Raw genomic sequence first — 14,256 nt, forward strand, 5'->3', positions numbered from 1 at the left:
ATCAATCAGGCTGCAACCGAACCAACTTATGAGCTTTTGAACGCTAAATTTTCGTTTTCTTTTAATGCATAACGACTAAACGCTTTTTCAGCAAACCATTGCGCATACACATTAATATCTGGGGTTAAAAATGCTTTAAAATCCCATCCCAATTCATTAGGATTAAAAGGTCCCAATTCAATATTCTTTGCTTCGGCAAGTCCTCTTATCATCCATTCAACAATTGCTGAATTTCCTCGGCCTACAGGTTGCAATCGAGCAAGACTGTATGCAAGTTTTCCTGCATTCACTAAAAAATCGTTTATATCCTGAGTCGGGTCCGGGTCCCAATTAAAACACGCTTGAAAATAAGGGTCGAGTAATTCAAATTGCACCTGAAAATAACTGGACTTATCACGATAATCCTCAGCAAAAGGGGTAAACCGATGATCAACCACGATGGATGTTCTGCTGTCATCCTTACCATAATCGTTAAAAGTAATCGTAAGAACCACATCATCTTCAATAAATGGAAACTCAGAAGCCGCGTTTTTTTTGTGCGCCAATTCGCGTTCCTCATCAGTCATTTTAATCGTAATTGTGTATTTTGTTCCTTCGCCTGATTTATCCGGGTATCCTTTTACCTCAACGTTCTTCCTGTTTTGATGAATTAAATCGGATAGGTGCGCATAAATCAGATTTTTTTGAGTTGGTAAATCTTTAGATAAATTAAAATCATCTGTAGACATAAAACCTGCTTTATTAATTAATCCGAATTGATGTCTAAGCGGCCCATGTTTCAACGCCTTGGCTATCTCACGCCGCTTATCAGCCAACCAAGCATAAGTACAACCGACTTGAGAACTTAACATATCTGGAGGACAATGAATGTCCTTATGAACTTCTGGCGGTACTTTTGGAAAAGAAGACGCTCGTTGACCCAGTTCATAAATCACTGTCTTGCTGAATTCAAGCCATGCACCCTGTTTTTTCGCATCAAAATCTTTTAGACGGTCTTTAGAGGAAGCTGTACTCGTTTCTGTAGTATTTGAAAATAAAGTATTAGGATGAGTTCCTAAGGGTTGCTCCATTTTTTTATCGGTCATAATAATCTCATTCTGCTTAATTTATTTTAATTATAGTTACAGAAAACACACTTTACGCTTAACGAGCTGAACTGGATTATTTGAAAATTTGACATCTCACTTCTATATTTATTTTTTACCCTTCTTTTTTAAACATTTGCTGTAAGAACCGCATTTAGAAGTTCATTGTTTTTGAGCGCAATAATAAAAATAAAAATGGAGCTTGCTTATGGATACAAATGAACACACGGAACTGGGTGATGCATTGCGATTTCAAGAATGGGATGTCTTAAAAAGCAATCCGTACATCGATATTGAAAACGGCAGCTTGCATTTGCACTTACAAGGAATTAATGAGAATGGTCTTCCTGAACCCATTGGATTAAAAGCATCCGCGGGCGTCATTATCGCCATGTCCGGTGATTATTTTGGAGGCAAAGAAGTTTCATTTAATTTGCCAAGCATTTGTGAGTTTAAAGAAAATCCAAAGGCTTTTGATAGCACAGAGGCATGCAAAACTTTGGGAAAATATTTAATTAAAACGCCAGTTACCGCAGACGAGGAGCAAAAACTAATTAGCTCTTATCAACGATTAGCGAATAACAAGGTCAAACAAAGTGATATTGATACGATTTATACAATTAATAATGCCAATTACATTCCGTTTTCAAGCACATTAAATTTCTACGTGCAACAACTCATGTTTGCGCTAAGAGTAAAAAACTACAGTGACATCTTAAATAGGAATATTTCGCATTTTACTCCATGGTCAGTCCGTGTTTATATGATAGGCCATCATATAGCATTGAGCTATGCCCGTATTTATTATGAGTTAAAACAATTTCTGACTCATGAAGATTATCAATCAGATAACAGCGACTTCAATGCATTACTCCAAATACTGAGAGAAACTCCTAACGGTCTGGATCGTGAGACACTTGAGGATTTAGCCCATCGCTATCAGGCTTTGTCTTTGGGAATGGAATTTTTTTGTTTTCACTATTACACCGATCATTTTGCTGCTGGCCATGTTTCATTTATGGGTGATTTACGTGCCTTACTTCCACAGCGCTTTGGCGTTTGGGGCAGCATTTTAGTTAATAATTTGCATGATGAATTGAATAGGATAACCGTCTACACCAAACGCGTTTACGATCCAACACCCGATAAAAGCGAACCTCCAGTTGCAGCAAGTGGTGATGGTGATTTTGATATTGCAAAGAATTATTTTAACAAACAAGCCTGTCTTGCAGGAATGACCTCTTCATTGCACGATTTACATCAAGTATTTAATGGAAGCAAATTGCCTGAGCCGTCGCAATATGGCGGCCTGGAACAAATGCCCGATATTGACTATCAATACCGCCAACCGCAACCCTTGCTCTTATTAGGTCCAGACAAGAAAATTTATTATCGTACTGATCTTAATAATATTGACACCTTATCTCCATCCCAATTACAAACAACATATAATGATCCAGTGCAGCATGGGTATACTGAACTAAGTAATAAATTCGAAGCATTTTCTTTGGTTTTCAAACTTCGAGTTCTGCCCTTTATTTATGCCAGTCAACTCAAAACACTTACCACCGAACAACTTAAATTACTGGAAGCAGAAGAACTTGAACTTAACCCAGGAAGAAGACCAATACCCCAACCACCTATTGTTCTTGGGCAAAAGCCAATTGCTGTACCGGTTTGGCAACAACCTGCAACGAATCACACCGTGATGCAGGCTCTGACAAAGAATGGATTCCTTTCTACTTCTGGGAAAAACCATTCAGAGGAAGAAAACGTTTTGCAAACAGAGAATACATTGAGTACACACGCACTCTAAATAAAACATGGAGCGAGTAACGAGTAGCAACTGTCTTGAAATAAATTTTCAAGGCAGTTGCTACTTGCTTACTTCCTGTTCATCGCATTAAATCGAATTTTCCAGTGTAGAAGTTTTTCCTAAATCCAGGAGGTGTCCTGTAGATGCCGATTTAAAAAGAGAGTATCGTTGGCGTGGCGACAGTTCATTATCATCTTTAGATAGATGAAGCGGCTGAGTGACTTTTATGCTGTCTGACACAACGTGGTCTTCTTGTTTTGGACTCTCAAGATTGACTTGTTGTTCTTTTAGCGCTTCTAACTCTGAAGTTAAACTAGATACGATACCTTGAGCTTCTTCTGCTTGCAAAAGAGCCGCCTCCTTCTGCGCTTTCAATTCAGCCACTTCTTTTTCAAGGCTCTTAATTTTTAATTGATCGGAATCATGTTGTTCCAGTAAGTTAATCTTAAAAGTGATACTTGTAATTAATTCTTCCAACTCCTCTGTTTCTTTTTTTACTGTTTCCGCTTTACACAATTTATCAATTTTCTTTTTATCCAGTCCTCTCCAGCGGCTAATCAAATTTTCAATCCCCGGACGTTCGACAAACCAATAAACACTTAGTGCGGCTAAACCAACAGCAACACCTGCAACAACAATTGGCCATGCCGTTGCCGCCATAGTAGTAACAAACAAACCCGCAATGGCTAAAGCGACAGTTTGACCGGCAAAAAAACCACCACTAAAAAATAAAATACCCGCAACAGCTGCGGTGACGTATTTAGCCGCTTGTAAATAGGGATTATTCGCAGCAGATGTTAGATCCGTTCGAATTTGTTCTAAGTCCTTATATCGTTGCAATAACATTTTTGCAATCTGAAGATCCTCTTCATATTCTTCCTTAGTTTTCTGGACAGTTTTAGCAAGACGCATACGAACAGCTTGGATTTGTTTGACCTCGTCAAGTAAAACATCAACTAATTTTTTAGTGTCTGTGGATTTAATACCCAAATTTTTGGAAACTTCAACCAAATCAAAACTATAAAATACAACCATGGAAAGAACGGAAAATAATGTTCCTGCCACAAATAAAGCAATGGTTGGAATAGAAGAAAAGATTCCCATGAATGCGGTAATACCATCAAACCCTTCGCAACCAAAATAAACAGTTCCGGCAAGAGCCAATAGCGCATATTTGGTTTTTGCACTCATCCCCCCTTTTGGGGTTTCTTCTTCTGGCAGTCCAGGATTTAATGACTTATGGATATCTTTTAATAAAGAGGCTCGCAATGAGGTAATTAAAAAAAATGCAGGGTTGTCGCTGGCAATTTTCGAATTTTGCTCAAGCCACGTATACAGCTTTTTTTTATCAATTTGCGTTGCGTTTGCAAAAGTGAGGCTTGAATCTATTGCACTTAATTGTGTAATTAATTCTCGACTTTCTGGACTTAAAGTAACTTCATTTGTCATACTGCCCCCCTAAATTACCGGACTTATTTTGCTGTTCAAGCAACACAAGGGAATAACTCATATGATACTGATTATTTATTAAACAAATATTAAATTAAATAGATAAAGTGTAAAAAAATACCTTTTTTTGTTAAATAAGAGTAAAAATGCTTCTATTTGGTGCAAAAAAACAGAGTACATGATAATTTTTTTCTTACTGATTTGAGAGCGAATTACGAATCGACTCTTAATAATCCGCAACAACAAGCTCCTTTTTTCAATACAAATCAGAAAGAGCGCATACCCATTTCTTCCCGTGCATACGTACTTTCTGTATGGAGCCTAAGTGAACTATGATGTCATTTTGGAATTCCCAAGAAATAAATTAATTTGGCCAATCTTGGTAAGTTAGGCTATTTTAGTAATTGAAATTTATATAAAATTAGGGGTTTTTAATGATCACTTTATATTCTTATCCAGAACTTTTTGGTCTTCCAGATAATAACCCTTTTGGCCTGAAAGTAGATACTTTCCTTAGATTAACCCAAATAGATTACCAACATGAACATATTATTAATACCCAGGATGCACCCAGAGGACAGTTACCTTACCTAAGTGATGAGGGGCAAATTATTACTGACAGTAACATGATTATCCAATATCTTTCGCAGAAATATGTTAATTTGGATCATGACTTAACTGAAGTACAAAAGAACATTCATTTTTTAACAACGCGAATGTTAGATAATCACATGTATTGGGTTATGTCCTATTCACGTTGGCAAGATGAACAATTCTGGCCTTTGTTTAAAGCTGAATTCTTAAAACAATTTTCTGAGTTATCTGAAACCACTCTTGAGCAAGTCAGAAAATATAATATTGAAAAATATCATTACCAAGGTATTGGTAGATATCCCGCTAAAGATATATATCAATCAGGTATTGATGATTTACAAGCAATTCTTTTCATTTTAGGAGATAAGGATTATCTATTTGGCGATAAAGTACATACACTGGATGCGTGTTGTTATGGATTTTTAGCCAATATTCTCTATTTTGAAATTGAAACACCACTGAAGGATTTTATAGTGCAAACTCCTCTACGAAATTATACCAATCGGATCAGAAGTTTAGTGGGATATTAATTATCTAATAAATCCATTTAATTTTTATTCCAAATAGCTTCGAGAGCCTTGAGCTCAATTTCGGTTAAAAGTTCATATTTATTAACCGTATGAGAGGTATGATTTGGATAATGTTCAAGACATTTTTTAATCAGTTTTAATAAATCCTTCTCATTTATTGGTTTAGTAATAAAATCAATGGCTCCAGCTTTTATCGCTCGCACAGCCATGGGTATATCACCATAGGCGGTAATGATAATTACTTTGAGTAAGCTATTTTGTCCTTTTAATTTTTCGAGTAGTTCAAGGCCATCTATATCAGGCATACGAACATCGGTAATCAAACACCCTATATGCTTGGGATTATGTTGCTCCAGAAAATCGGTTGCATTCGCGTAGGTTTTAACTTCAAAACTCATCGAGTCAAAAAGCCATTTCAAAGCACGCAATACGTCCTCATCATCATCAACAATATAAATTGTCTTATCCATTGTGAGACTCCAAAAATTGATTAGGTAATCTAAAAGAACTTACAGTACCCTCACCAGAGACATTTCTTTCTATTTTGAAGTTTCCTCCATGTGCCTCAATAATTTTTTTACAAATATTTAACCCAAGACCTAAGCCGTATTCTTTGGTGCTGTAACATGAAGTAAATAGATTATCGAGTACATTTTGTGACACTCCAGGCCCATTATCAATAATGGTAACCAATACATCCGTATCATCGTTCTTTATCTTGATAAGCAAGAGAGGATTCATCGTTTTTGCATCGAACATCGCTTCAAAGGCATTATTAATAAGGTTTAAAAAAACCTGTCGCATTTGATTTCGATCCAAATAAACTTCAGTTAAATCCTCATCAAACTCATATTGAACTGTTCCCGAAAAATTGGAATAAAATTTTGACAGGATAACCGACTGCTTTGCCAATGAAGTTAAATTAACGCGCTCAAAATGTAATTCCCCATGAGTTACAAAACGCTTCATGCGCTTAATAATGGTACTTATCAATTCAACTTGTTCTAATGCTTTCTGGAGTACGCTTATAAATTCATTGCTTCCTTTATCCTCTTGCTGTAAACGTAAAATACTCCCTAGCAAGTAAGAGTTCAATGCCAATAATGGCTGAGAAATTTCATGAGATAATGAAGATGCGGCTTCCCCTGAAAAATAACACCTTGATATACGTTCAAGCGTTGTTTGTTGTAACTTAATCAATTCCTGATTATGTTTCTCTTCCGTAATAAAATGCCAGGTGCCAATCATTTTAATTGGATTATTCTCCACATCACGAATGTAACGACCTCGAGCCGATACCCATTCATAATGACCTTTATTAGATAGAACACGAAAATCAGAATAATGATCCTCAAAATGAGTTAAAGAATTGACCAATGCATTGGCAATTTCCTCACGATCATCTGGATGAAGTCGTGTTATAAAATGATCTATATGTCCTACTTCACTGTTTTCATCTAAAACAGACAATGATTCTGAGTAGCCAAAATCAATGACTTCGTTTGTACCCAGATCCCACTGCCAAATATTTAATTTGCCAACATCTAACAATTCCATTAAGTAATCATGAGAGATTTCATAGGAGCGATTATTCGAAAATAGATCTTTGGAGCATTTCTTTTTTAAATCCAATGATATCTTGGAGTTTATCATCATGTCCTCTATTCGCTACAGTTGCCGTTAAACAAAAACTGCTTCTTCACTTTTGAGAATAATACCACAGTATTTTGTACTTGCTAACAATATTAAATTATAAGTTAACATAATGATTTTTATATAATTTTTTTATAAATGGTCTATAAAAAAATTAAAGGACTCATGACCCAAGCGGCCTAAGGTATTGTCTGTTTTTTGATTATAATTTTGAGGCATTGAATCATTATTCAAGAAATACTTTACTTGTTTACTACGTCCCGCGGACAAGCCGTGGAACATAGAAACAAAGATATTGAACGTAGTGATACCTTAGTCAAGTGACTCAAACTATTATTGAAAGCACTCCAAGTTCAACTTAATCAGCAAGTAGGTAAGGCTTATAAACTGGATCCCACACATTGTTAGCAAGTTCTTCCTCAAATCCTGATTCATTAACCCCAGCAAGACCTTCCGATATCGCCTGTTTTCCTACAGCTTTTGCAACAGCAAAACTAATTGAGCGAAGCTGGGCAAGTGGAGGCAGAAGATTAGCTGATTTATTTTCCCGAGCAGGAGAGCATGCTGCAAGAGCTAGTGCAGCAGCCTTAATCATTCCATCGGAAACTCTTTTTGCTTTAGAAGAGATAATGCCTAAAGCTAAGCCTGGAAAAATATATGAATTATTCGTCTGATCGATATGATACTCTTTTCCATTGAATTGTACGGGTTCAAAAGGACTTCCTGTTCCGATTAAAGCCCGACCTTCCGTCCAATTGAGCAGATCTTTAGGTATTGCTTCACTATGAGAAGTTGGATTGGAAAGTGGAAAAATAACCGGACGATCCGTGTATTTCGCCATAGTGCGTACTACCTCTTCGGTAAATGCCCCTTGTTGTGTTGACACACCAATCAGTGCTGTAGGTTTGACATTACGCACCACATCGAGTAGTCCGATTTCCTCGGAATTGGTCACTTGCCAACCTGCCACCTCAGAACGTTTGCGGGCAAAAGCTGCCTGAGAAGCGGTCAACCCCTTACCCCCTTCTACAAGAAGTCCATATCTGTCCACAGCATAAATACGATCGCCTGCTTCCTGATCACTTAATCCGGCATCCCTAAGCGCACCACGCATCAATTGAGCAATTCCATAGCCCGTGCCACCAAAACCAAGAAAAACAATTTTCTGCTCCTTGAGCGGAATTCCAGTCACATTAATGGCAGAAAGTAGAGTACCTGTTGCCATAGCAGCAGTTCCCTGGATGTCATCATTAAAAGTACACAGTTGATCCCGATAGCGCTCCAACAACCGTGCCGCATTCACACCTGCAAAATCTTCCCATTGTAGAAGAACATTTGGCCAACGACGTTTAACTGCAGATACAAATGTATCAACAAATTCGTCATACTCTGCGCCACGAATACGATTGTGCCGCCAACCAATATAAAGAGGGTCGGCTAATCGCTCTTCATTGTCTGTTCCCACATCCAAAAGAATAGGCAAACAATATTGAGGAGGAATACCTGCTAAAGCAGTATAAAGTGCCATTTTACCTATTGGGATTCCCATCCCACCTGCTCCTTGATCACCAAGACCAAGAATGCGCTCACCGTCGCTCACAACGATACACTTAATTAAGTCATAACGTGGATGAGAAAAGATTTGATCAATCAAATTCTTGTTGGGATAACTAAGAAACAGGCCTCGTGGCTTACGGAATACTTCACTGAATTTTTGACATCCCTCCCCAACAACAGGAGTATAAACAATGGGGAGCATTTCCTCGATATTATTAATGATCAACGAGTAAAAAAGGGTTTCATTGTTATCTTGAAGATCACGTAAGAAACTGTACTTTTCTAAAGTGGTCGGCAATGCAGTCAAGCTATCATGACGGCGTTTTTGCTGATCATGCAAAGTACTCACTTGAGGGGGTAACAAACCGTGAAGAGAGAAAGCATCCCTTTCACTATTGGTAAACGCAGTGCCCTTGTTCAATCTGGAATTATTCAGTAGATTATAACCTGTCAATAGGGTTTTGATGCTGCCATCTTTGAGATATTGAGTTTCTTGATCTGATTTTTTCATTTTCAAGGTCCTTTTTAATGAATATCTATTATAAAACCTAACTTGAGACATCTCCGTAAACAGTTTACTCTGGCAAAGGAATGAATTCGTGTTCATCACCAGGTATTTTTCCAAACTTCCCTTCTTTCCAATCCAATTTGGCCTGCTCAATTCTTTCTTTCGAACTGGCTACAAAATTCCACCAAAGATACCGCTGTTGTTCAAGAGCCGGTCCACCCAAAATAATCATATGTACATCTGAAGTCGCCGTTACTTTGATTTCAGCCCCTGTTTTAAGAATGAGCATTGTTGTGGCATCATATTGGGTACCATCAATCGTTATCTTACCATTCAAAATATGAATTGCCCGTTCTTCTACTGTTGATGGAATACTTAACTTGGCATGAGCCTTCAATTTACATTCAACAAAAAGTGCCTCATTTTGAGTGACAACCGATGATTTTAACCCCATCCATTCTCCTGAAATGATTCGCAAACTTACATTTTTATCTTCATTGTGCATGGGAGTGGCACTTTTATCATAATGGGTAAATGAAGGGTTAGTTTCCTCTTTGTTAAGGGGCAATGCTAACCAACATTGAATACCAAAAAAATGCTGTGGGTAGAGACGATCCTGGCGCGGCGTACGCTCGGAATGAACAATTCCTCGGCCAGCAGTCATCAAGTTCACTTCTCCGGGGACAATAATTTGATGGCTGCCGAGCGTATCACGATGCTCCAATTTTCCAGAAAATAAATAAGTCATGGTTGATAAACCGATATGGGGGTGCGGGAGTATATCAATAGCCTTGCCCAAAAGCAGTTCACTAGGTCCTGCTTGATCCCAAAAAACAAAGGGACCTACAGTTCTTTTTTCCCTGGATGGTAAAATGCGATCTACATGAAACCCGCCAAGATCAACTGTTCGTGGAATAAGTGCTACGCTAACTTGCTCAGGACATCTTCGAGTCTCGCATATTGGGTCCTTTGCATTAAAATAACTCATTTTTGGTATTCTCCCTGCATTACTCTGGAACACAATATTGCGCTAGCGTATTTGAAATAAGCATAGCTCAAATTAGGAATTAAAGAGAGGCATTGTAAAATTATAAAAAGATGACATCGAGTCAATAAATTCCATTATCAACTAGAGCACTATTGTGGTGACACGACAGTCAAACATTCATCTTAGACATAAGAGCCTTATAGGGTTGATCAGAAATCGTAATCAAGCCAGACAAAGGATGGCTTAAGATGATAATTGCTGTGAGATAAAATGACAGAAAAATACAGAGCATCACGTGAATACATATCTCGATAAAAACCCCTTCCAGCAAAAAAATTGAAACAATAATAATCGTAAATGTGCCAATTAAGATCATAAGGTACCATGCTGATGGAATAATTACATTAAGCATATTGATGCGTTGGTTTCGTGTTTCAGTTGCAGCATTCAAAGAGGAGATCACTCGATTATAATAGGATTGGGAGTAAGAGTCCGGCGGGTGAAACTTCAAAAGCTCTGAATAGATAGCTTGACTTGCATCTTGAGTAATTGGTGATGCGTTCCCTTTTTGCATTGAAGGCCATTCATCGTTGAGAATAGAGAAAACATACGCTTGAAGCAATTTATCAATATTTTGAAAAACAGGAGATGGAAACCCTCTGCTATTCTCCCAAGTGGTATATATTTGTGTTACTTCTTGTGCGACCAAACTTGTTGCCTCTTTGTAATTGGTCCATGAGATAAAGGTTACAAATCCTAGAAAGATACTAAAAAGACCTCCTATAATACTTACAACTAAGCGTGTACCGTGCATCTCAGCCGTAATATGCATGGTCTTGCGTTTATAATAGAAAAGCACCTTAGTAAGAATCAAAAAGAACGCTATCCAAAATAAGAAAACGAATGGTGGATAGATATGAGCAACAATGGTACGTAGCACGCAACTCTCCTTTATAGATGGATTGGAGCAGCATAAAAATCAATCATTTGTGTACTCTGGCGTTTTATTCAACGGAATAAACCATACCGTTTTGAGCTCCTTCAACACTTTTACTATAAGCCAAAGCAACTCGATTGACTGGCACCGGTTCAAAACCACGAAAAAAAGGTGCATACCGATTCATTGCTTCGGATATGACTGTAGGACTTACTGCATTGATACGAATATGATGAGGTAATTCAATCGCTGCGCTTTTTACAAAAGAATCGATTGCCCCATTTACCATAGACGCAGATGTCCCCATAAGGATTGGATCATGGCTTAAAATACCACTTGTTAAAGTAAATGAACCGCCTTTATTGATGTATTTGAGGCCAATTAATACGAGCCTGACTTGCCCCATCAATTTACTATTCAAACCAATAGTATATTGTTCTTCAGTAAAAGCCGTTAACGCTTCAAAGTATACCTCACCCGTTACAGCAACAACTGCATCGAACGAACCTATTGATTTGTAAAGCAATTCAATGGAACGGGCGTCTCTAACATCAACTTGAAAATCACCATTAGTATGTCCGACTGTAACCACTGTATGACGTTGTTTGAGTTCTTTACATACTGCTTCACCTATTAATCCAGTTCCACCCACTACAATAATTTTCATTTGTATTTCCTTTTTTAGAGACCTAATCATCCTATCCAAGCTAATCGCGGCTAATTTTTGAATATAAAACAGCTTTTTTTGTCTACCTGGATTCCAGGTATAAAGCAAGGAACCCAGGTATTTTGATTATATATCATGTGAGCGTTTATCCTATCATTATGTATTGTGACTTTTTTCACTTTGCTCTATTCCAATCCATATAATTGTTCCAGGATGTCATCAATGCCTTTTTGGACAGCAGAAATTCCTGATGTGGTTTTACAGTTCATTTGATTTGCATCATTCAGTAATCGGTATGAACGATGCAGATTGGTTCTGGCATTAAACCAGTATTCTTTTAATATAAATTTTCCACTATGATCTACTAATTTTGCCGCTTCGTGTATTATAGAAGAACAAGAATTTGTTTGATTGACATTTAACTCATCAATTTTTTGCGACAGTTCATAGCATTGATTCGCAAGATAGGCTTTCTCTTCATCAGGCATACTGTATGCTGCAAGTGAAAATAGGAAAAAAGAAGCACCGATAAAAAATTTTTTAAGCATTTAATCATCCTTTATAAATTTGCGTCCAAATGTCCACACGAAAATTTTACATGGGATTTTTTACTTTTCAATCCTCCTTGATTAATTCACCTCAAATTACAAATCGACTAATAAAGCAAATTAATGTACAATTAAAATCCACAATGATTTAATCAAAATTTCATTTATGTATCACTTTGTATATCAATCAGCACTACAAGCGACTAGCCTCGAGGATTTACGTCGAAAGTTACATGGCGCATACATCGATGAGAAAAGAAGTGATAACCCGCTCCTTACCCCAGCAGCCGAGTTAATATTAAAAGGACAATTTAAACAAGCAGAGTGGCTGCAAAAGCTAGGAGCAAGCGTTGATTCCATTGCCTATGCTTATGCAATAATTGCAAATCATGGAAAAGTCGATGAATACCGCAGGGTATATAAAGCAAATGTTAACATCATTGCTCAAGGCTATGCTCACGCTGGCAACACCCTCAAAGTTGGAGAATATCAAGCACGACATAAAGCAAGTGTACATGCAATTGCCAAAGGATATGCTTTTGCAGGAAAGCATGACAAGGTTGAACACTATAGAAAACAATTAAATGCCAGTGTTCATGCTATTGCTGAAGGTTATGCTCGCGCGCAAAATCATGAGCGAGTAAAACATTATAGAAAAGACCAAAAAGCGAACATTGATGCCATTGCTAAAAGCTATGCTTTAACCGGACAACATGTAAAAGTCGAAAAATATCTGACAAAACATAAAGCAAGTGTTCATACGATTGCACAAGGGTACGCAATTGGTGGATATCATCATCATGTTGAACAATACCGTAAGGAACATAAAGCAAGTGTCGATGCGATTGCCCAAGGCTATGCAATCACAGGAAATGACGCAAAAGTTGAAGAATATCGAACACGATATAAAGCACGTGTGGATGCGATTGCTGAAGGCTATGCTCTAGCAGGAAATCATACAAAAGTTGAAGAATATCAAACCAAGTATGGAGCAAAACCGCTAATGATTCTCAAGGGCTATGTTCTCGCTGGAAATGATGAACAAGCCGAAGAATACCGTACGCGACATAATATAAGCACACTTTCGATTGCCAAGTATTATGCTCTAGCGGGTAATTATGACAAAGTTAATTCCTATCAAAGGCTCGCCGATACAAGTTTGGATCAAAAATCCCGTAATGCCTTCATTACTGCAATTGTCCAAGGTTATGCTTTAGCTGAAAATTACGATAAAGTTGAAAAGTATCGCAAGGACTATAATGCAAGCATTGATGTGATTGCTCAAAGCTACGCTCTTGTTGGGAATCATGCAAAAGTTGAAGAGTATCGAACCCAACATGGGGCCAGCATTAATGCAATAGCCAAGGGCTATGCTTCAGCTGGAAATTATGACAAAGTTGAAGAATATCGAACGGAATTCAAAGCAGATGTTAATGCAATTGTTGAGAGTTATGCTTTAGCTGACCATCATGCAAAAGTTGAAGAATATCGACTTAAGTATGGAGCAAGCATTAAAGCAATTATCCAAGGCTACACCCTAGCTGGCAATAAGGAAAAAATTAGAGAGTATGACATCAATAAACTTTTGTCAGGCTATCTCGAAGATAGAGAAAAAGTAATTGATGAGTCTACGGGAAAAATTAAAGAATATTTCCATAGATTTTTTACCTGTTTCCAGAAAAGTCTGACCCAAAAACGCAATGCAGTTAAGCTGGCACAGCGTGCATTGCAGGGCGAGAAAGTTGTTTTCTCCGAGGAGAATATTGACACATTGAGAGATGGTAATTTAGGCAAAGAATTAAGAGCCTTCATTAAAGCCGGTAAAGCGGATGAGCTCGTCGGTAAGGAAGTACATACAGTAAGAGAGTTTGTGGATGCTCTTCAGAATAATTTTTCTTCTCAGTTAAAAAACTGATTGTCCAAA

The 14,256-nt window shown here is 37.6% G+C and carries 12 protein-coding genes; 3 read left to right on the forward strand and 9 right to left on the reverse strand.

Annotation, left to right across the window (positions count from 1 at the left end):
- Positions 1–26 precede the first annotated feature (26 nt).
- Entirely contained in the window at positions 27–1,085 is a 1,059-nt protein-coding gene (locus tag Lani_RS02140) for a hypothetical protein (protein WP_058388368.1), read from the reverse strand.
- Positions 1,086–1,293: 208 nt separating this feature from the next.
- Here Lani_RS02140 and Lani_RS02145 point away from each other — a divergent pair, with 208 nt between their 5' ends.
- Positions 1,294–2,901: a hypothetical protein gene (locus Lani_RS02145; protein WP_019235182.1), complete on the forward strand. Its 1,608-nt coding sequence runs from the start codon at positions 1,294–1,296 to the stop codon at positions 2,899–2,901.
- A gap of 87 nt (positions 2,902–2,988) precedes the next feature.
- Here the strand turns inward: Lani_RS02145 and Lani_RS02150 are convergent, their stop codons facing one another.
- Positions 2,989–4,350, reverse strand: coding sequence for an AAA family ATPase (locus Lani_RS02150; RefSeq protein ID WP_019235183.1), 1,362 nt, complete (start codon positions 4,348–4,350; stop codon positions 2,989–2,991).
- Positions 4,351–4,784: 434 nt separating this feature from the next.
- On the opposite strand from Lani_RS02150, the gene Lani_RS02155 reads away from it, so the two are divergent.
- On the forward strand, positions 4,785–5,474 hold the full coding sequence (locus Lani_RS02155; RefSeq protein WP_019235184.1) for a glutathione S-transferase family protein: 690 nt from the start codon (positions 4,785–4,787) through the stop codon (positions 5,472–5,474).
- Between the two features lie 17 nt (positions 5,475–5,491).
- Here Lani_RS02155 and Lani_RS02160 read toward each other — a convergent pair whose 3' ends face one another.
- The 7 genes from Lani_RS02160 to Lani_RS02190 form a co-directional block, all read right to left on the reverse strand.
- Positions 5,492–5,944 carry a response regulator transcription factor gene (locus Lani_RS02160; RefSeq protein WP_019235185.1) on the reverse strand — a complete coding sequence of 151 codons (453 nt, stop codon included), beginning with the start codon at positions 5,942–5,944 and terminating at the stop codon, positions 5,492–5,494.
- Positions 5,937–7,031, reverse strand: a complete 1,095-nt coding sequence (locus tag Lani_RS02165) for a sensor histidine kinase (RefSeq protein ID WP_223499521.1) — start codon at positions 7,029–7,031, stop codon at positions 5,937–5,939. Before Lani_RS02165 ends, Lani_RS02160 begins: the two co-directional genes overlap by 8 nt.
- Before the next feature lie 454 nt (positions 7,032–7,485).
- Entirely contained in the window at positions 7,486–9,195 is a 1,710-nt protein-coding gene (locus Lani_RS02170; RefSeq protein WP_019235187.1) for an NAD-dependent malic enzyme, read from the reverse strand.
- A gap of 64 nt (positions 9,196–9,259) precedes the next feature.
- Positions 9,260–10,180, reverse strand: a complete 921-nt coding sequence (locus Lani_RS02175) for a pirin family protein (RefSeq protein WP_019235188.1) — start codon at positions 10,178–10,180, stop codon at positions 9,260–9,262.
- 169 nt (positions 10,181–10,349) lie between these two features.
- The gene (locus tag Lani_RS02180) at positions 10,350–11,120 is read right to left on the reverse strand and encodes a bestrophin-like domain (protein ID WP_058388369.1); all 771 of its coding nucleotides are present in this window, start codon (positions 11,118–11,120) and stop codon (positions 10,350–10,352) included.
- A 64-nt stretch (positions 11,121–11,184) separates the two neighbouring features.
- The gene (locus Lani_RS02185; RefSeq protein WP_019235190.1) at positions 11,185–11,784 is read right to left on the reverse strand and encodes a short chain dehydrogenase; all 600 of its coding nucleotides are present in this window, start codon (positions 11,782–11,784) and stop codon (positions 11,185–11,187) included.
- A gap of 185 nt (positions 11,785–11,969) precedes the next feature.
- Entirely contained in the window at positions 11,970–12,332 is a 363-nt protein-coding gene (locus Lani_RS02190; RefSeq protein WP_058388370.1) for a hypothetical protein, read from the reverse strand.
- A gap of 166 nt (positions 12,333–12,498) precedes the next feature.
- On the opposite strand from Lani_RS02190, the gene Lani_RS02195 reads away from it, so the two are divergent.
- On the forward strand, positions 12,499–14,247 hold the full coding sequence (locus tag Lani_RS02195; RefSeq protein ID WP_058388371.1) for a hypothetical protein: 1,749 nt from the start codon (positions 12,499–12,501) through the stop codon (positions 14,245–14,247).
- Positions 14,248–14,256 lie beyond the last annotated feature (9 nt).

The organism is Legionella anisa (assembly GCF_001467525.1).
In the GTDB taxonomy this organism is placed as follows: domain Bacteria; phylum Pseudomonadota; class Gammaproteobacteria; order Legionellales; family Legionellaceae; genus Legionella; species Legionella anisa.

Bases quoted from the DNA above. Each gene is read 5' to 3' on its own strand.
- Lani_RS02155 (WP_019235184.1), top strand. From the start codon at position 4,785: ATGATCACTTTATATTCTTATCCAGAACTTTTTGGTCTTCCAGATAAT.
- Lani_RS02175 (WP_019235188.1), bottom strand. From the start codon at position 10,180: ATGAGTTATTTTAATGCAAAGGACCCAATATGCGAGACTCGAAGATGT.
- Lani_RS02150 (WP_019235183.1), bottom strand. From the start codon at position 4,350: ATGACAAATGAAGTTACTTTAAGTCCAGAAAGTCGAGAATTAATTACA.
- Lani_RS02160 (WP_019235185.1), bottom strand. From the start codon at position 5,944: ATGGATAAGACAATTTATATTGTTGATGATGATGAGGACGTATTGCGT.
- Lani_RS02195 (WP_058388371.1), top strand. From the start codon at position 12,499: ATGTATCACTTTGTATATCAATCAGCACTACAAGCGACTAGCCTCGAG.
- Lani_RS02165 (WP_223499521.1), bottom strand. From the start codon at position 7,031: ATGGAATTGTTAGATGTTGGCAAATTAAATATTTGGCAGTGGGATCTG.
- Lani_RS02185 (WP_019235190.1), bottom strand. From the start codon at position 11,784: ATGAAAATTATTGTAGTGGGTGGAACTGGATTAATAGGTGAAGCAGTA.
- Lani_RS02140 (WP_058388368.1), bottom strand. From the start codon at position 1,085: ATGACCGATAAAAAAATGGAGCAACCCTTAGGAACTCATCCTAATACT.
- Lani_RS02145 (WP_019235182.1), top strand. From the start codon at position 1,294: ATGGATACAAATGAACACACGGAACTGGGTGATGCATTGCGATTTCAA.
- Lani_RS02170 (WP_019235187.1), bottom strand. From the start codon at position 9,195: ATGAAAAAATCAGATCAAGAAACTCAATATCTCAAAGATGGCAGCATC.
- Lani_RS02190 (WP_058388370.1), bottom strand. From the start codon at position 12,332: ATGCTTAAAAAATTTTTTATCGGTGCTTCTTTTTTCCTATTTTCACTT.